Annotated in this window: 18 protein-coding genes; 14 read left to right on the forward strand and 4 right to left on the reverse strand. The window is 59.0% G+C overall.

What is annotated here, in order from left to right; genetic code table 11:
- The first annotated feature begins 28 nt into the window (after positions 1 to 28).
- The 4 genes from glyA (at position 29) to HGP17_RS02120 (ending at position 3734) form a co-directional block, all read left to right on the forward strand.
- Positions 29 to 1327, forward strand: a complete 1299-nt coding sequence (gene glyA, locus HGP17_RS02105; RefSeq protein ID WP_168805508.1) for a serine hydroxymethyltransferase — start codon at positions 29 to 31, stop codon at positions 1325 to 1327.
- 9 nt (positions 1328 to 1336) lie between these two features.
- Positions 1337 to 1813 carry a transcriptional regulator NrdR gene (gene nrdR / locus HGP17_RS02110; protein ID WP_068385764.1) on the forward strand — a complete coding sequence of 159 codons (477 nt, stop codon included), beginning with the start codon at positions 1337 to 1339 and terminating at the stop codon, positions 1811 to 1813.
- A gap of 164 nt (positions 1814 to 1977) precedes the next feature.
- The gene (gene ribD, locus HGP17_RS02115) at positions 1978 to 3093 is read left to right on the forward strand and encodes a bifunctional diaminohydroxyphosphoribosylaminopyrimidine deaminase/5-amino-6-(5-phosphoribosylamino)uracil reductase RibD (RefSeq protein ID WP_168805510.1); all 1116 of its coding nucleotides are present in this window, start codon (positions 1978 to 1980) and stop codon (positions 3091 to 3093) included.
- Positions 3093 to 3734 (forward strand): riboflavin synthase, encoded by a 642-nt coding sequence (locus tag HGP17_RS02120; protein WP_168805512.1) that lies wholly within the window; start codon positions 3093 to 3095, stop codon positions 3732 to 3734. Before ribD ends, HGP17_RS02120 begins: the two co-directional genes overlap by 1 nt.
- Here HGP17_RS02120 and HGP17_RS02125 read toward each other — a convergent pair.
- Genes HGP17_RS02125 through HGP17_RS02135 form a run of 3 tightly spaced genes read right to left on the reverse strand, consistent with a single transcriptional unit; the run spans position 3731 to position 5312 of the window.
- On the reverse strand, positions 3731 to 4213 hold the full coding sequence (locus tag HGP17_RS02125) for a GNAT family N-acetyltransferase (RefSeq protein WP_168805514.1): 483 nt from the start codon (positions 4211 to 4213) through the stop codon (positions 3731 to 3733). The two genes, HGP17_RS02120 and HGP17_RS02125, sit on opposite strands and share 4 nt — an antisense overlap.
- Positions 4214 to 4247: 34 nt before the next feature.
- Positions 4248 to 4766: a GNAT family N-acetyltransferase gene (locus tag HGP17_RS02130; protein WP_168805516.1), complete on the reverse strand. Its 519-nt coding sequence runs from the start codon at positions 4764 to 4766 to the stop codon at positions 4248 to 4250.
- Positions 4767 to 4802: 36 nt separating this feature from the next.
- Positions 4803 to 5312: a cupin domain-containing protein gene (locus HGP17_RS02135; protein WP_168805518.1), complete on the reverse strand. Its 510-nt coding sequence runs from the start codon at positions 5310 to 5312 to the stop codon at positions 4803 to 4805.
- A 198-nt stretch (positions 5313 to 5510) separates the two neighbouring features.
- Here HGP17_RS02135 and HGP17_RS02140 point away from each other — a divergent pair, with 198 nt between their 5' ends.
- From HGP17_RS02140 to HGP17_RS02150, 3 genes are all read left to right on the forward strand, one after another.
- The gene (locus HGP17_RS02140; RefSeq protein WP_168805520.1) at positions 5511 to 5966 is read left to right on the forward strand and encodes a 6,7-dimethyl-8-ribityllumazine synthase; all 456 of its coding nucleotides are present in this window, start codon (positions 5511 to 5513) and stop codon (positions 5964 to 5966) included.
- Between the two features lie 3 nt (positions 5967 to 5969).
- A complete protein-coding gene (nusB, locus tag HGP17_RS02145; RefSeq protein ID WP_168805522.1) occupies positions 5970 to 6452 on the forward strand; it encodes a transcription antitermination factor NusB in 483 nt (160 codons plus the stop codon).
- Positions 6453 to 6700: 248 nt separating this feature from the next.
- Positions 6701 to 8839: a sodium-translocating pyrophosphatase gene (locus tag HGP17_RS02150; protein WP_168805524.1), complete on the forward strand. Its 2139-nt coding sequence runs from the start codon at positions 6701 to 6703 to the stop codon at positions 8837 to 8839.
- 75 nt (positions 8840 to 8914) lie between these two features.
- Here HGP17_RS02150 and HGP17_RS02155 read toward each other — a convergent pair whose 3' ends face one another.
- Positions 8915 to 9424 (reverse strand): outer membrane protein assembly factor BamE, encoded by a 510-nt coding sequence (locus HGP17_RS02155; RefSeq protein WP_168805526.1) that lies wholly within the window; start codon positions 9422 to 9424, stop codon positions 8915 to 8917.
- A 280-nt stretch (positions 9425 to 9704) separates the two neighbouring features.
- Between HGP17_RS02155 and HGP17_RS02160 the strand changes: the two genes are divergently transcribed.
- From HGP17_RS02160 to HGP17_RS02190, 7 genes are all read left to right on the forward strand, one after another.
- Positions 9705 to 10262 carry a ubiquinol-cytochrome C chaperone family protein gene (locus HGP17_RS02160; RefSeq protein ID WP_168805529.1) on the forward strand — a complete coding sequence of 186 codons (558 nt, stop codon included), beginning with the start codon at positions 9705 to 9707 and terminating at the stop codon, positions 10260 to 10262.
- Between the two features lie 9 nt (positions 10263 to 10271).
- Positions 10272 to 10829: a DUF177 domain-containing protein gene (locus HGP17_RS02165; RefSeq protein ID WP_168805531.1), complete on the forward strand. Its 558-nt coding sequence runs from the start codon at positions 10272 to 10274 to the stop codon at positions 10827 to 10829.
- A gap of 102 nt (positions 10830 to 10931) precedes the next feature.
- Positions 10932 to 11978, forward strand: a complete 1047-nt coding sequence (gene plsX, locus HGP17_RS02170; RefSeq protein ID WP_168805533.1) for a phosphate acyltransferase PlsX — start codon at positions 10932 to 10934, stop codon at positions 11976 to 11978.
- A gap of 19 nt (positions 11979 to 11997) precedes the next feature.
- A complete protein-coding gene (locus tag HGP17_RS02175; RefSeq protein WP_168805535.1) occupies positions 11998 to 12969 on the forward strand; it encodes a beta-ketoacyl-ACP synthase III in 972 nt (323 codons plus the stop codon).
- A gap of 108 nt (positions 12970 to 13077) precedes the next feature.
- Entirely contained in the window at positions 13078 to 13416 is a 339-nt protein-coding gene (locus HGP17_RS02180) for an integration host factor subunit alpha (RefSeq protein WP_007692773.1), read from the forward strand.
- Between the two features lie 227 nt (positions 13417 to 13643).
- Positions 13644 to 14192, forward strand: coding sequence for a MerR family transcriptional regulator (locus HGP17_RS02185; RefSeq protein WP_168805537.1), 549 nt, complete (start codon positions 13644 to 13646; stop codon positions 14190 to 14192).
- Positions 14193 to 14554: 362 nt separating this feature from the next.
- Complete coding sequence (locus HGP17_RS02190) at positions 14555 to 15658, forward strand: porin (RefSeq protein ID WP_168805539.1); 1104 nt, start codon at positions 14555 to 14557, stop codon at positions 15656 to 15658.
- The last annotated feature ends 220 nt before the right edge of the window (positions 15659 to 15878 follow it).

The raw sequence follows: 15878 nt of genomic DNA on the forward strand, positions 1-15878 counted from the left end.
CGTTCCGGCCCGTTCAGGAGCTTCTACGATGACCAATGCGTCCACCGAACCCTTCTTCAATCGCTCGCTTGCCGATACCGATCCGGAAATCTTTGGTGCGATCGGCAAGGAACTCGGTCGCCAGCGGCACGAAATCGAACTGATCGCCTCGGAAAACATCGTCTCGCGCGCCGTTCTGGAAGCGCAGGGCTCGATCATGACCAACAAGTATGCCGAGGGCTATCCGGGCAAGCGCTATTATGGCGGCTGCCAGTATGTCGATATCGCCGAAGAGCTCGCCATCGAGCGCGCCAAGAAGCTGTTTGGCGTCAACTTCGCCAACGTTCAGCCGAATTCCGGTTCGCAGATGAACCAGGCCGTCTTCCTCGCGCTCCTGCAGCCGGGCGACACCTTCATGGGCCTCGACCTGAATTCGGGCGGCCACCTGACCCATGGTTCGCCGGTCAACATGTCCGGCAAGTGGTTCAACGTCGTGTCGTACGGCGTGCGCGAAGGCGACAACCTGCTCGACATGGATGACGTGCAGCGCAAGGCCGAGGAAACCAAGCCGAAACTCATCATCGCTGGCGGCACGGCCTATTCCCGCATCTGGGACTGGAAGCGCTTCCGCGAGATCGCCGACAGTGTCGGCGCCTATCTGATGGTCGACATGGCTCACATCGCCGGTCTCGTTGCCGGTGGCCAGCATCCGTCGCCGTTCCCGCATTGCCATGTTGCCACGACGACCACGCACAAGTCTCTTCGCGGCCCGCGCGGCGGCATGATCCTGACCAATGACGAGGATCTGGCGAAGAAGTTCAATTCGGCCGTCTTCCCCGGTCTCCAGGGTGGCCCGCTGATGCACGTCATCGCCGCTAAGGCCGTTGCCCTCGGCGAAGCGCTGCAGCCCGACTTCAAAGACTACGCGGCCCAGATCGTCAAGAACGCCAAGGCTCTCGCCGAAACGCTGATCTCCGGCGGTGTCGACGTCGTTTCCGGCGGCACGGACAACCACCTGATGCTTGTGGACTTGCGCAAGAAGAATGCGACCGGCAAGCGTGCGGAAGCCGCACTCGGCCGCGCTTACGTCACCTGCAACAAGAACGGCATCCCGTTCGATCCCGAAAAGCCATTCGTCACCTCCGGTGTCCGTCTCGGCACCCCGGCCGGCACGACGCGCGGCTTCAAGGAAGCCGAGTTCCGTGAAATCGGCAACCTGATCATCGAGGTTCTCGATGGTTTGAAGGTCGCCAATTCCGACGAAGGCAACGCCGCCGTCGAGGCTGCCGTTCGCGAGAAAGTGGTCAAGCTCACGGACCGCTTCCCGATGTACGGCTACATGGGCTAAGGAGAGCGCATGCGCTGCCCCTATTGCGGTACCGAAGATACCCAGGTGAAGGATTCGCGCCCGGCGGAGGATAATACCTCCATCCGCCGGCGTCGGATCTGTCCCGATTGCGGCGGTCGTTTCACGACCTTCGAGCGCGTGCAGTTGCGCGAGCTCATGGTCATCAAGAAGACCGGCCGCAAGGTGCTTTTCGATCGCGACAAGCTGGTGCGGTCCTTCGAGATAGCGCTCCGCAAGCGCCCGGTCGATCGTGATCGGATCGAGCGTGCCGTGTCCGGTATCGTGCGCCGCCTCGAAAGCTCCGGCGAGACGGAAATCAGCTCGGAACAGATCGGTCTGCAGGTGTTGGAGGCCTTGAAGAGCCTCGATGACGTGGCGTTCGTGCGCTACGCCTCCGTCTATCGCGACTTCTCGCATGCAGAGGATTTCGAGCACGTCATCAACGAAATCAACGCCAAGATCGCTCGGGATCCGTTGGATCCCTAAGCACGCTCTTGCCGAATTCAGAGGGCTCGGGACGTTCCGGAGCCCTTTGGCAACGTGGTGCAAAAGAGAAGTGTCACGTCATTTTGTTGTCTGACGTGGCTTGCGTCATCGATCCGGAAACTGGCATCACTCTCCCGGTTCAAACGGATTTCCAGTGAGAGATGATGACTGTAGCTTCTCCTCAGCTCGATCAGACATTCATGGCTGAGGCCATCCGCCTGTCCCTGACGCATCTCGGGCTTACCTCCACCAATCCTTCCGTCGGCTGCGTCATCGTCAAGGATGGCGTCGTCGTTGGTCGGGGCGTTACGGCAGAAGGCGGTCGCCCGCACGCCGAGACCCAGGCGCTTGCCGAGGCCGGCGAAGCTGCTCGGGGTGCAACTGCCTATGTCACGCTCGAGCCTTGCTCGCATTACGGCAAGACGCCGCCCTGTGCGGAGGCTTTGATTGCCTATGGCGTGGCGCGCGTGGTCGTCAGCGTCACGGACCCCGATCAGCGCGTTTCAGGGCGCGGCATCAAGATGCTGCGGGAAGCCGGTATCGAGGTCGAGACCGGTGTCTTGGAGATCGAGGGCAGGCGAGCCTTGGCTGGCTACCTCATGCGGCAGACGAGAAACCGCCCCTATGTGACTCTCAAGCTTGCCGTTTCCGCCGATGGCATGATTGGTCGGGTCGGGGAGGGGCAGGTGCGCATCACGGGCGATCTCGCCCGCAAGCAGGTGCAGATGCTGCGCGCCGAGAGTGATGCCATTCTCGTCGGTATCGGCACGGCAATCGCGGATGATCCGGAATTGACCTGCAGGCTACCCGGTCTCGAAGACCGTACTCCCTTGCGCATCGTGATCGACGAAGACCTTCAGCTGCCGCTCGCCAGCAAGCTGGTCAAGACAGCGAGACAATATCCGGTCATCGCTGTTGCCGGACATCAGCCACCCTTCGATGAAAACACCGATAGCGCCTTCCTCGGCCGCCGTGCTGCTCTCGATGCGGCCGGCGTCGAAGTATTGCAGTCGAACGTGGATGAGCCTGGAGAGTTGCTGGAAGCATTGGGCACGCGCGGCATCTCGTCCCTGCTGGTCGAAGGCGGCGCCAAGACGGCGCGCCGTTTTCTCGCGGCCGATCTCGTGGATCGAATCCTGTTGTTCCAGGGACCGGTGACAATCGGCGCGGGTGGCATTGAATCGCCCGTCGCGAAATCCAATATCCCACCCAGTTTCATGCATATCGGCGAAAGCCAGTTTGGCGACGATCGCTGCGACGAATACGAAAGAGGTCTTTGATGTTTACCGGAATTGTTACCGATGTTGGCACTGTCGAAGCCGTGTCCGAGCTCAAGGAAGGCATCAAGCTGCGCGTTGCCACCAATTACGATCCGGCAACGATCGATATGGGCGCTTCCATTTCGCATGCCGGCGTGTGCCTGACGGTGACGGGATTGCCTCAAGAGGGTAGCAACGGACGCTGGTTCGAGGTCGAAGCCTGGGAGGAGGCCCTGCGGCTGACCACCATCGGCAGTTGGGCCACAGGATCCAAGATCAATCTCGAACGTTCGCTGAAGATCGGCGACGAGCTTGGTGGTCATATCGTGTCTGGCCATGTCGACGGCAAGGCGGAAATTCTGTCGGTCACGGCAGAGGGCGATGCCACGCGCTACCGCCTGCGTGCGCCAGAGCATCTGGCCAAATTCGTTGCTCCAAAAGGATCGATCGCGCTTGACGGCACGTCCCTCACGGTCAACGCCGTCGATGGCACGGACTTCGACGTGCTTCTCATTCGCCACACTTTGGAAGTGACGACCTGGGGCGAGCGCAAGGCTGGCGATTTCGTCAATTTCGAGGTCGACACCATGGCGCGCTATGCCGCCCGCCTGGCTGAGTTCCCCGCCGTTCGCGAGGGACGAGCCCTGGTGCTCGAGGCCTAAGCCAGAGCCTTTTCCATCAGAAAATTTGACAGCGTCTGGCCGCGCTTTTCCACTTTTTGTGCGGCCAGAACGGTAAAGCCCTTTCGCTCGAAAAAGGGGCGGGCGGTGAGGCTCGCTTCGGTGAAAATTCGTTGCAGACCTTTTTTGCGGGCTGCTTTTTCGACCATTGCCAGTAAGAGACTGGCGACGCCTTTGCCTTGATGATCGGGACTGACGAACATCATATCCAGGCAGCCATCGGCCTTAAGGTCCGTAAAGCCGACAGGCGTCGAACCGATCATTGCAAGCCATGTCGGCCGGCTTGCCCGATACTGGCCCCAGATTTCGGCATCCTCGACCTTTGCCCAGGCGGCAATTTGCGCTGGATCGTAATCGCGTGATGCGACCTCACGAATGGCGCGCAGAAAGATGTCGATCGTCGCCTGCGCGTCATCAGGTTCGTAGTCCCTGAGCCAGATTTCATCCTGCGAAGATGTCATGTGCGGTCACCTGCTGCGCCGTCGCCGATAGCGCCTATCGCTCGAACATGGCGTTTGGTTTGTCCTTGAAAACGATCTCGCCGATCCGCCGAAACCCGATTTTCTCGGCCACGCGCAGCGACGGCTTGTTTTCCAGCTCGACGATGCAGGTCATGCGCCGGCCTGCGAACTGCTCTTCCGCCCAGGCGATGGCCGCACGCATTGCTTCCGTCGCATAGCCCTTGCCCTGCATCGGCGGCGTGATGCCCCAACCGGCTTCGAGCGTCCCTTCCGTCGATGGCGTCATGTCACGGTGCAGATCGAGGAAGCCGACTTCGCCGATGAGCTTGCCGCTCTGGCGCTCCTCCACCGCGAAGAACCCGAAGCCGAGATAATGCCAAAGGCCGGCATACCGCAGCAGTCGCGCCCAGATCTGCTCGCGCGTCGGCATCTCGCCGCCGATGAAACGGACGAGATCCTTATGCTTCCAAAGCTCTACAAATTCATCGAAATCATCAAGCCGGTGGCCACGCAACAAAAGGCGGTCAGTCGTCAATGTCGGAATGATCGTCATCGGATATGATCTTTGCTGAAATATTTTTGGTGATGGTCAGTCGTCGAAGGCGCCGGGCTCGCCGTCCCAGTAATCGAAATTGGTGGTCGCGGCGCGACCGATTGCGCGGAACGTTGCCTTGCCGTCCCGATTGGTCTTGGCCAGAAATTTGCCCGAGTCCGGATATTCCACGATCTCCGTCCGCGCCTTGGTGGAAATGGCGAGATAGATGAGCACGGCAGGACCGGTATTGATCAACTGATGCGCTGTCTCCGGGCCGCCCACCGGAGCGCCGAGCACATCGCCCTTGCCAACGGCCACACGCTCGTCGCCGAAGCGATATTCGCCTTCGCCGTCGATAATGATGAAAAGCTCTTCCTCGACGTGATGGTTATGAAACGGACAGCCCGATTTGCCGGGGGGTACTTCGTTATAACTGATCCCCAGGTCCTTCAGCCCCAGCAATGCGCCGAAGGAAGTGTCGCTACCGGCAAAAAAGCTCCCCTGCCGCCAATGCTCCAGTTTGAGTTTGCCGACATTGACGGCCGGTATGGATTTCTTCGTCATGAACCTCCCCCTCCCAGCCACAAATTATTAGCGAAGCGCCTGCGCGCAAGGAAGCCGGAATTTCCATGCTGCCGCGATCATTTCCAAATAGGGCCGGAATTGGCGTCGACCATTGAAAAACACTTGCCAAGTGCGGCCCGCCGTGATTTGACCCCGCCTAATATGGTGTCGCGCCCCCTCTTGATCCGCAGGTGATGTATGTCCAGCTCTTCGAATGCCCACATTCTCATTGTTGAAGCCCGCTTCTACGATGACATGGCCGACGCTCTGCTCGATGGGGCCAAGGCTGCGCTCGACGAAGCCGGCGCGACCTACGATGTCGTAACCGTGCCCGGCGCGCTGGAAATCCCGGCTGCGATTGCCATGGCGCTCGATGGCGGCGACAACGGCAATGTTGTATATGATGGCTACGTCGCTCTCGGCATGGTCATTCGCGGCGAAACCTATCATTTCGATATCGTTGCCAATGAATCCTCGCGTGCGCTGATGGACCTCGCCGTCAGTGAATCGCTTGCGATCGGCAACGGTATTCTCACCGTCGAGAATGACGAGCAGGCTTGGGCGCGTGCGCGTCGTTCGGACAAGGATAAGGGCGGTTTTGCCGCCCGCGCAGCGCTGACCATGATCGCGCTGAAAGAGAAATTGGGTGCATAATACATGAGCAATCAGGATAACGAGCGACCGGCAAAACTCGCCAACCAGCGGGGCGCAGCACGCCTTGCGGCGGTGCAGGCGCTCTATCAGATGGATATCGGCGGGACTGGCGTTCTCGAAGTTGTGGCTGAATACGAAGCGCACCGTCTCGGACAGGAGCTGGACGGAGAGACCTATCTGAAGGCAGATGCCTCCTGGTTTCGCTCCATCGTATCCGGCGTCGTGCGCGAACAGACCAAGCTCGATCCGCTGATCGGCTCGGCGCTTCAGGACGACTGGGCGCTTTCGCGTCTGGACAGCACCGTGCGCGCCATTCTGCGTGCTGGTACATTCGAGCTCATCGATCGCAAGGACGTGCCGGTTCCGGTGATCGTCACTGAGTATGTCGAGATCGCCCATGCCTTCTTCGAGGAGGATGAGCCGAAACTCGTGAACGCCGTGCTTGACCGAATCGCCAAGCAGGTTCGCGGCGAAGCAAAGAAGTAAGCTTCGCCCGAGAGACGGAAGCCCGTGTTTGGCGCTTTCGTTTCCTTCGTTCGCGTCTGATTTCATCTTCGAATATTCTTTTGAACCTCCTGCGGGTGTTTTACCTGCGGGCGGTCTTGACGCGACGTTTTCCCAACAGCAATCTCGCAGTGCACATCCGTAGATCGCCTTGGAGGAGGGGAGCACCGGTTGTCGCAGGCGGCCGGGGGAGGAGTGAACCGCCGGCTTTTTTGGAGGGAAAAAGCGAAATGTCGATTCTTTTAGGTGTAATCGCGTGCGGTTTGCTCTCGGTGGTTTATGCCATCTGGACGACCCGGTCGGTGCTTTCAGCCGATCAGGGTAACGCACGCATGCAGGAAATCGCGGGTTATATCCGCGAAGGCGCGCAAGCCTATCTGGCGCGCCAGTATAGAACCATTGCAATTGTCGGTGTCATCGTCTTCATCGCAGCCTGGCTTCTCCTGTCCGCCGAAGCCGCTTTTGGCTTCCTGATCGGCGCGATTCTCTCAGGCGGTGCCGGCTTCATCGGCATGCACGTCTCCGTGCGCGCCAATGTCCGCACGGCGCAGGCCTCGTCGCATAGCCTTTCGGCCGGCCTCGATATCGCCTTCAAGTCGGGCGCCATCACCGGCATGCTGGTTGCCGGTCTCGCATTGCTCGGCGTTTCCATTTATTTTTATGTTTTGACCGGCATTCTCGGCCATGAGGCTGGTTCGCGCGATGTCATCGATGCGCTGGTTGCGCTTGGGTTCGGTGCCTCGCTGATTTCGATCTTCGCCCGTCTCGGCGGCGGTATCTTCACCAAGGGCGCCGATGTCGGCGGTGACCTGGTCGGCAAGGTGGAGGCCGGCATCCCGGAAGATGATCCGCGCAACCCCGCAACCATTGCCGATAACGTCGGCGATAACGTCGGCGATTGCGCCGGCATGGCAGCGGACCTGTTCGAGACCTATGCGGTCTCGGTCGTCGCCACCATGGTTCTGGCGGCCATTTTCTTTGCAGGCACGCCTCTGCTCAATTCCGCCATGATTTATCCGCTGGCTATTTGCGGCACCTGCATCATCACCTCGATCATCGGTACGTTCTTCGTCAAGCTCGGTACCAACGGTTCGATCATGGGCGCGCTCTACAAGGGGCTCATCGCCACAGGCATCCTCTCCATCGTCGGATTGGCTATCGCGACCTCACTGACCATCGGTTGGGGTTCTGTCGGCACGGTCGGCGGCTTCGACGTCACCGGAACGAAGCTCTTCAGCTGCGGCATCGTCGGCTTGATCGTGACGGCACTGATCGTCGTTATCACCGAATATTACACCGGCACGAACAAGCGCCCGGTCAACTCGATCGCCCAGGCGTCGGTCACCGGACACGGAACCAACGTCATTCAGGGCCTTGCCGTCTCACTCGAATCGACGGCGCTTCCCGCGATCGTCATCGTCGGCGGCATCATCGCCACCTATCAACTCGGCGGCCTGTTCGGCACCGGGATCGCCGTCACGGCCATGCTCGGGCTTGCCGGCATGATCGTTGCGCTCGATGCCTTCGGTCCGGTCACGGACAATGCCGGTGGTATCGCCGAAATGTCGCATCTTCCGCCGGAAGTGCGCAAATCGACCGACGCTCTGGATGCGGTCGGCAACACCACCAAGGCCGTCACCAAGGGCTACGCCATCGGCTCGGCTGGTCTCGGCGCTCTCGTGCTGTTCGCCGCCTATTCGAACGACCTGCAATATTTCGCGGCCCATGGCGACAAGTTCCCGTATTTCGCCAATGTGGGCACGATCTCATTCGATCTCTCCAACCCCTACGTCGTCGCCGGCCTCCTGTTCGGCGGCCTTATTCCCTACCTCTTCGGCGGCATCGCGATGACGGCCGTTGGTCGCGCCGCAGGCTCGATCGTCGAGGAAGTGCGCCGGCAGTTCCGGGAAAAGCCCGGCATCATGCAGGGCACGGAGCGTCCCGACTACGGTCGTGCCGTCGACCTGCTGACCAAGGCGGCCATTCGCGAAATGATTATTCCGTCGCTGCTGCCGGTCCTGGCTCCGGTGGTGGTCTATTTCGGGGTGCTGCTGATCTCTGGCTCCAAGGCTTCGGCCTTCGCTGCCCTCGGCGCCTCGCTGCTTGGCGTGATCATCAACGGCCTCTTCGTCGCCATTTCGATGACGTCGGGCGGCGGTGCATGGGACAATGCCAAGAAAAGCTTTGAAGACGGCTTCGTCGACAAGGACGGTACGCGCCATCTGAAGGGTTCCGAAGCGCACAAGGCGTCGGTGACGGGCGATACCGTCGGCGATCCCTACAAGGATACGGCAGGCCCTGCGGTCAACCCGGCGATCAAGATCACGAATATCGTCGCGCTGCTGCTGCTTGCGATTCTCGCCGGATAAGGAAAGCAAAGCGAACGGATAAAGAAAAACCCGCGGGGCGAACCTCGCGGGTTTTTGCTGGAATATCGTCCTGGCTTACTGGCCCGGGTTGAGGTTGTTGAGGAAGTTCCTCGCGCCGTTGACGCCGTTGCCGCTGCCTTGCAGGATCTGCTGCAGGAAGGTGATGTCGCGGCCGCCCGTCGGCGTCGTCCGGCTGATCATGTCGAAGACCTTGCCGTCCTTCAGCGTATAGTTGGCTTCCTGCTTCACCACGCCATCCTTGTCGAAATAGATCGCCAGAATGTTCTGGTCGACCAGCTTCGGCTTCATGAAGGCGACAGCGCGCGTGCGCTTCTGGGAGATGTAATAGAAGACTTCGCCATCGAACGTCGCAGTGGTCGAGGGCGTGCCGAGCGAGAGCAGAACCTGCTCGCGGCTGGAGCCCACCGGCGCAAGCGCCAGCGACTGCTGATCGAAGATATAGCCGTTGTTCATGACCTCGCCGGTCTGGCAACCCGTGAGTCCCACGGTCGCAATCACCAGGGCGATGGCGGCACTGCTGCTGAAAGTTATGTCAGACTTGAAATACCGTCTGGTCAACGACATCTCATCTCCCCTAATGAATCAATCCGATGGCCGGACGGCCGGTAGACCTTGCTGTGCACATCATTGTGGCCTTTCCGCGATTGGAAAAGATACAATCATGTTGTTCGACACTCTTCACCAGCAATCATCCACAACATCACGACGGTGAGGGCTTGGAGCTTGGAAGCGGGCACAAACGGCATTGCAATTCGCGCCTGCTTCGGTAAACCAGCTTTTGCGTGGATGCAACAAGGCCAAGCAAAAACGGCGCGCTCTGAATGAGCCAATTCCGGGAATTCTCATGATTTTTGGGCTCTTTCGCAAAAGAAATCACAATCAGATCATCGTCGTCAGGCAGTATGAGCTTCTGACGTCAGCGGCACGGCAGCCGGTTTTCTATACCGACTACGATGTGCCGGATACGGTGATGGGGCGCTTCGAATTGCTTTCGGTCATGATGATCCTCTTCTTTCGCCGCACGCGATCGTCCGTGACCAGCGGTCAGGAGCTCGCGCAGGAGATCGTCGATGCCTTTTTCGAGGACATCGATTATTCGATCCGCGAACTTGGAATCGGCGACAACAGCGTGCCGAAGCGCATGAAGAAACTGGCCGGGATGTTTTACGGACGGCTTGAGAGCTATGCGGCGGCGATGGACGGCAATGATCGAGCTGCTCTTGCCGTGGCTCTTCAGCGCAACATCTATCCAAAAATGGAGAGCAGCGCACCATCGATGGCGGCGCTCGCCGATTGGATGATGGCGGCCGAGGCGCATCTGGCAGCGATAAGCGAGGCCGATCTTGCGACGGGATCAGCGACGGTGCCGATCCCGCCGAGATTGGGCCAGCAGGCAGTTTAGGAGACAACAATGAAAACACATAACTCCGACGAAACACCTTTTTCCTACCTCGTGAAGGTTGGGCACATTTCCGCAAACCCGGTCGATGTTCACGTCGAGGCGGATAAACGCGAGCTTGCCGGCCTTGCCGCGCTCTGGAACGTCCTTTCGGTGGAGAAGCTCGAGGCCGATCTGAAGATCGCGCGCTGGAAGCGTGATGGCGTCCGGATCAAGGGCAATGTCCGGGCAAAGATCGTCCAGGCTTGCGTCGTGACGCTCGAGCCGGTCGAATCCGATATCGACGAGAATTTCGAACATATTTTCGTGCCGGAGGATTCGAAACTGGCGCGCGCGCCTTCGACGGATGCCGGTGAAATGGTGCTCGATCCTGATGGTCCGGATCTGCCGGAGACCTTCACCGGCGACACGATTGATGCCGGCGAAGTTGTTGCGGAATTCACGGCGCTTGCCATCGATCCGTACCCGCGCAAGCCCGGCGTCGAGTTCGAAGGGCACATCGAAGACACCGGCGAAAATGACAAGAAACCCTCGCCGTTCGCGGTTCTGAAAGACTGGAAAAAGGATTAGACCTTCCTGGCAATTGAACACAATTCAGTTGTAACCCAGGGAGAAAACGGTATTTTGACGCCAAATTCGCCGCGCTCGGCGGACAAAAAGGACTAGGGACGCGTGATCAGAATTTCTCTTGACCTGATGGGTGGCGACTTCGGCCCAGAGGTTGTTGTTCCCGGCGCGGCCAAGGCGCTGGATAGGCATCCCGATATCACTTTTATCTTGTACGGACAGAAGGATCGCTGCGAAGCGGTCCTCGCAAAATTTCCCAAGCTGCGTGAAAAATCGGTCTTTCACGACTGCGATGTGGCCATCAGCATGGACGAAAAGCCAAGCCAGGCTCTTCGTCGCGGTCGCTACGTGTCCAGCATGTGGCGCTCGATCGAGGCGGTAAAGACCGGCGATGCCGACGTCGTCGTTTCCGCCGGCAATACCGGTGCGCTCATGGCGATGGCGAAGTTTTGCCTGCGCACCATGGCCAATATCGAACGTCCGGCGATCGCCGCCATCTGGCCGACGCTGCGTGGCGAAAGCATCGTGCTCGATGTCGGCGCCACGATCGGCGCCGACGCGCAGCAACTGCTCGACTTCGCCCTGATGGGTGGCGCCATGGCGCGCGCGCTTTTCGAGATCGAGCGCCCGACCGTCGGTCTGCTTAATGTCGGCGTCGAAGAGATCAAGGGGCAGGAAGACGTCAAGGATGCCGGCCGGCTGATCCGCGAAGCCAATCTCGAGTCGCTCGACTATTCCGGTTTCGTCGAAGGCGATGATATCGGGAAGGGTACGGTCGATGTCGTCGTCACCGAAGGCTTCTCGGGCAATATCGCGCTGAAGGCTGCGGAAGGGACTGCAAAGCAGATCGGCGCCTATCTGCGTGCCGCGATGTCGCGCACGCTGCTTGCCCGCATCGGCTATGTCTTTGCCAAGGGCGCCTTCGACCTGCTGCGCGAAAAGCTCGATCCCAGCAAGGTCAACGGCGGCGTCTTTCTCGGCCTGAACGGCATCGTTATCAAAAGCCATGGCGGGGCCAATGCAGAAGCCTTCGCTGCGGCCATCGATGTCGGCTACGACATGGCCAAGAACGGTCTGACGCAGAAAATCGAAAACGATTTGAAGAAATATCATGCCAAACGGCTGCCCCCCATCGGGCCGGAAGCAGCATGATCGACGGGGTAATAGCAGAATGATCCGTTCAATTGTCCGCGGTTTTGGGGCGGCGCTCCCAAAACGCGTCTTGACCAATGCCGAGATGGAGAAGGTCGTCGATACAAGCGACGACTGGATCGTACAGCGCACGGGTATTCGTCAGCGCTATATTGCCGGCGATGACGAAACCACGGCATCGCTTGGCGAGCAGGCCGCGCGTGCAGCCCTTGCCAATGCCGGCCTCACGCCCGACGATATCGATCTGATCATTGTTGCCACATCGACGCCGGATAATACCTTCCCGGCAACCGCGGTGAACATCCAGAACCGGCTCGGCATGCATCATGGCTTTGCCTTCGACGTTCAGGCCGTCTGCACCGGTTTCGTCTATGCAGTCACCACGGCCGATGCCTATATTCGCGGTGGCCTTGCCAAGCGCGTGCTCGTCATCGGCGCTGAGACATTCTCACGTATTCTCGATTGGACCGACCGCACGACCTGCGTGCTCTTCGGCGATGGCGCTGGCGCGCTGGTGCTGGAGGCAGGCGAGGGGAGCGGCGCCAACACCGATCGCGGCGTACTGACCGCAAGCCTACGCTCGGATGGCTCGCACAAGGATAAGCTTTATGTCGATGGCGGACCGTCCTCGACAGGCACGGTCGGTGTTCTTCATATGGCTGGGCGCGAAGTCTTCAAGCACGCCGTCGGCATGATCACGGACGTGATAGAAGCTGCGTTCACCGCATCTGGTACCACGGTGGAAGATCTCGACTGGCTGGTGCCGCATCAGGCCAACCGGCGCATCATCGACGGATCGGCCAAGAAGCTCGGAATTGCTCCCGAAAAGGTTGTGATTACCGTGGATCTCCATGGCAACACCTCGGCTGCATCGATCCCGCTGGCGATCGCGGCTGCGGCCGGCGACGGCAGAATAAAGAAGGGCGACCTGGTGATGCTGGAGGCCATGGGTGGCGGTTTCACCTGGGGCGCGGTTCTGCTTCGCTGGTAACACTATGTCTCTAAAGGCCGATTCCCAACAAGAGCTTGACCGTTCGGCGCAAGGGCAATACTCTCGTAAGGCTAGAATAAGATTACCTATCAATATGGGCGGGGAGCTATGACGGGCAAGACAGTCACGCGCGCAGACTTGGCGGAGTCGGTATTCCGGAAAGTCGGTCTTTCCCGGACAGAGTCGGCCGAGCTCGTGGAGACGGTGATCGACGAAATCTGCAATGCTATCGTGCGCGGCGAAACCGTAAAGCTTTCCTCCTTCGCGACATTTCAGGTGCGTGATAAAAATGAACGCATTGGTCGAAATCCGAAGACCGGCGAGGAAGTTCCGATTTCCCCGCGGCGTGTCATGACGTTCAAGGCATCGAACGTTTTGAAGACCCGCATTCTGAAGGCGCATGCGAGCCGCAAGGCAAAGGCCAGACCGGCCAATCCCGCGTCCTGAATTCCCGCAAAAGATGATTTTTTCGCTGGCCGCATGCTCCGCGCTGCGGCCTTTGATATTTGCGTTCTTGCCGGTTTCGCAGCTTGGCTGTGCAGCAGCCGAACAAGCCACTTGAATTTCCGCCGCCAAACCGTTGAAATATGGTGAGTCGTATCCGGGCGGGTACGATGTTGATATCCGGTTTGTGTAATTCGGGCCTGATGGCACCGCATTCGCACTGTGGGAGTATGATGATGGACAAGAGCCCGGATGCATTTCGCACCATCAGCGAAGTGGCGGAAGACCTCGATCTCCCCCAACATGTCCTGCGGTTTTGGGAGACGCGCTTTCCGCAAATCAAACCGATGAAACGTGGCGGTGGCCGGCGCTACTATCGTCCCGAAGACGTCGATCTGCTCAATGGTATCCGCCATCTCCTTTATGACCATGGCTATACGATCAAGGGCGTTCAGAAGCTGCTGAAGACCAATGGCAACAAGTTTGTCATTGCGGTAGGTCATGGCGATCTTGCCAGTGTCGAAGCCCTGGCCGCCGCGACGCAGGAGCCGGCGCCCGTCGAACCGCGCGTCAATTCCGCCAACCCGGACGAAGACCAGCTCGTCGGCCGCGCCAAGGCGCCGATCAGCCGTCGCTTCTTCAACTTCGTCAGTGGCGACGATGGCGCTCCCGATGTTTCGATCGGCAAATCGAGCGTCGGCAAGGAAGACCGCGCTTTGTTACAGGAGACGCTGTACGATCTCCTGGAATGCAAACGTCTGCTCGATCAGGTTCGTTAAGGCTCTCGAATCGCTGTGAAGCTGCGGTGTTCCGATTGGCGTTCTCTGCTGATTGCCGGTGGCCACCCATACAATTATGGATAGTTTCGAGGCGTCGTTACGTTGGCGAGGCTGGGCGGATGCTTGCAGCCACTCAACCGGCCCTAGTTCGGTGATATTTTTGTCACATTAGCGCCCTTCTGTGTTTCATGACTTAGTTTGGTGTCCTTATTAACTTGCCGGATCTTCAGTCTGGGTTCAGTTTGATGAGGAAGCTACATTGCTTCACCCTTAAAAAGGGAACAGCCAGTCAGGCTTTGGAGGGGCAAGAAATTGTCTGCCGGGAGACTCCACCCCTGATGGAATAGTCGAATGGAGACACCATGAACATCAAGAGCCTGCTTCTTGGCTCCGCCGCTGCCCTCGCTGCAGCGAGCGCTGCCCATTCCGCCGATGCAATCGTTTCAGCCGAGCCCGAGCCTCTGGAATATGTGCGCATCTGCGACGCTTACGGCACCGGCTATTTCTATATCCCCGGCACCGAAACCTGCCTGAAGGTCGGCGGCAAAGTCCGTACCGAAGGCGAATGGTACGATGCATACAATCCGCGCAGCAGGGTAGGTACCCTCTGGCATGAGCGCGTTGAGCTCAATGTCGATACCGCAACCGATACCGAATACGGCCCGCTGAAGACCAATACGATCTTCCGTTGGGAATGGAACGATGGAGGCGCGACCTCCTCTAAGCTGCTGTTTGCCAACATCAGCCTCGGCGGCTTCACCGTGGGTAAGCTCGACTCGCAGTACAACCTGTATGTCGGTTACGCTGGCGACGTCGTCAACGACGACGCGATCTACGACGGTCCATACGAACTCAACCAGTTGACCTACAACTACGACGCAGGCAACGGCTTCACGGCGGTCATCTCCCTCGAAGACAGCAACTCGACCTCTGACGGCGAAGCATCCTACGGTGCCGGCTGGTGGACGGACGACAAGTCGGATCATTACGCGCCTGACGTGGTCGCCGGTTTTGGCTACAAGACGGGTGACTGGGGCTTCAAGGTTGTTGGCGGCTATGACTCCATCGTTGAGGAAGGCGCCATCAAGGCACGCATCGACGCGAAATTCGGCGGTGTTGAAGCATTCCTCATGGGAGGCTGGAACACCGATGGGGACAAGCTGAACAAATATGCCGGCACCAACCAGGATATCTCCGCTTGCACGACCTCGAGCGGCACCAATGCTGGCAAGTGCGGCTGGGGTGACTGGGCTGTTTGGGGCGGCGTTGGCGTTCCGATCAACGAAAAGCTGAAGTGGAACCTCCAGCTGGCCTATACCGACTCGAAGATGTTTGAGGCAACGACCAACCTCAAAATGTATCCGGTCAAGGATTTCCTCGTCGAGCCGGAACTCACCTACATGCACTACGACTATATCAAGGATGATACGGTCGCCGGCATCCTGCGTTTCGAACGCAATTTCTGATCTCGGATCTAGTGACGTCTGCAGTCTTTGATTATGGCCGCAGAGGGATGGAACGACATGGAAGCCCCGCAATCTGCGGGGCTTTTTTGTTTCTGACCGTATCCGCTGTTAATCATGATGCCATCTTTCGAACACACTCTGGCGCATTTTTGCCAAAATTCGCGCCAAACTTGATAAGCTCGACTTGCTAAACATTACTTTTGGCTGTAGTTCGCTTTCT

The organism is Rhizobium sp. P38BS-XIX (assembly GCF_012641435.1).
Taxonomy (GTDB): Bacteria; Pseudomonadota; Alphaproteobacteria; order Rhizobiales; family Rhizobiaceae; genus Rhizobium.

Coding starts and splice junctions, on each gene's coding strand:
- HGP17_RS02190 (WP_168805539.1), top strand. CDS start 14,555: ATGAACATCAAGAGCCTGCTTCTTGGCTCCGCCGCTGCCCTCGCTGCA.
- ribD (WP_168805510.1), top strand. CDS start 1,978: ATGACTGTAGCTTCTCCTCAGCTCGATCAGACATTCATGGCTGAGGCC.
- glyA (WP_168805508.1), top strand. CDS start 29: ATGACCAATGCGTCCACCGAACCCTTCTTCAATCGCTCGCTTGCCGAT.
- HGP17_RS02155 (WP_168805526.1), bottom strand. CDS start 9,424: ATGTCGTTGACCAGACGGTATTTCAAGTCTGACATAACTTTCAGCAGC.
- HGP17_RS02165 (WP_168805531.1), top strand. CDS start 10,272: ATGAAAACACATAACTCCGACGAAACACCTTTTTCCTACCTCGTGAAG.
- HGP17_RS02130 (WP_168805516.1), bottom strand. CDS start 4,766: ATGACGATCATTCCGACATTGACGACTGACCGCCTTTTGTTGCGTGGC.
- HGP17_RS02120 (WP_168805512.1), top strand. CDS start 3,093: ATGTTTACCGGAATTGTTACCGATGTTGGCACTGTCGAAGCCGTGTCC.
- HGP17_RS02185 (WP_168805537.1), top strand. CDS start 13,644: ATGATGATGGACAAGAGCCCGGATGCATTTCGCACCATCAGCGAAGTG.
- HGP17_RS02150 (WP_168805524.1), top strand. CDS start 6,701: ATGTCGATTCTTTTAGGTGTAATCGCGTGCGGTTTGCTCTCGGTGGTT.
- HGP17_RS02140 (WP_168805520.1), top strand. CDS start 5,511: ATGTCCAGCTCTTCGAATGCCCACATTCTCATTGTTGAAGCCCGCTTC.
- HGP17_RS02175 (WP_168805535.1), top strand. CDS start 11,998: ATGATCCGTTCAATTGTCCGCGGTTTTGGGGCGGCGCTCCCAAAACGC.
- HGP17_RS02125 (WP_168805514.1), bottom strand. CDS start 4,213: ATGACATCTTCGCAGGATGAAATCTGGCTCAGGGACTACGAACCTGAT.
- nrdR (WP_068385764.1), top strand. CDS start 1,337: ATGCGCTGCCCCTATTGCGGTACCGAAGATACCCAGGTGAAGGATTCG.
- HGP17_RS02180 (WP_007692773.1), top strand. CDS start 13,078: ATGACGGGCAAGACAGTCACGCGCGCAGACTTGGCGGAGTCGGTATTC.
- HGP17_RS02160 (WP_168805529.1), top strand. CDS start 9,705: ATGATTTTTGGGCTCTTTCGCAAAAGAAATCACAATCAGATCATCGTC.
- nusB (WP_168805522.1), top strand. CDS start 5,970: ATGAGCAATCAGGATAACGAGCGACCGGCAAAACTCGCCAACCAGCGG.
- HGP17_RS02135 (WP_168805518.1), bottom strand. CDS start 5,312: ATGACGAAGAAATCCATACCGGCCGTCAATGTCGGCAAACTCAAACTG.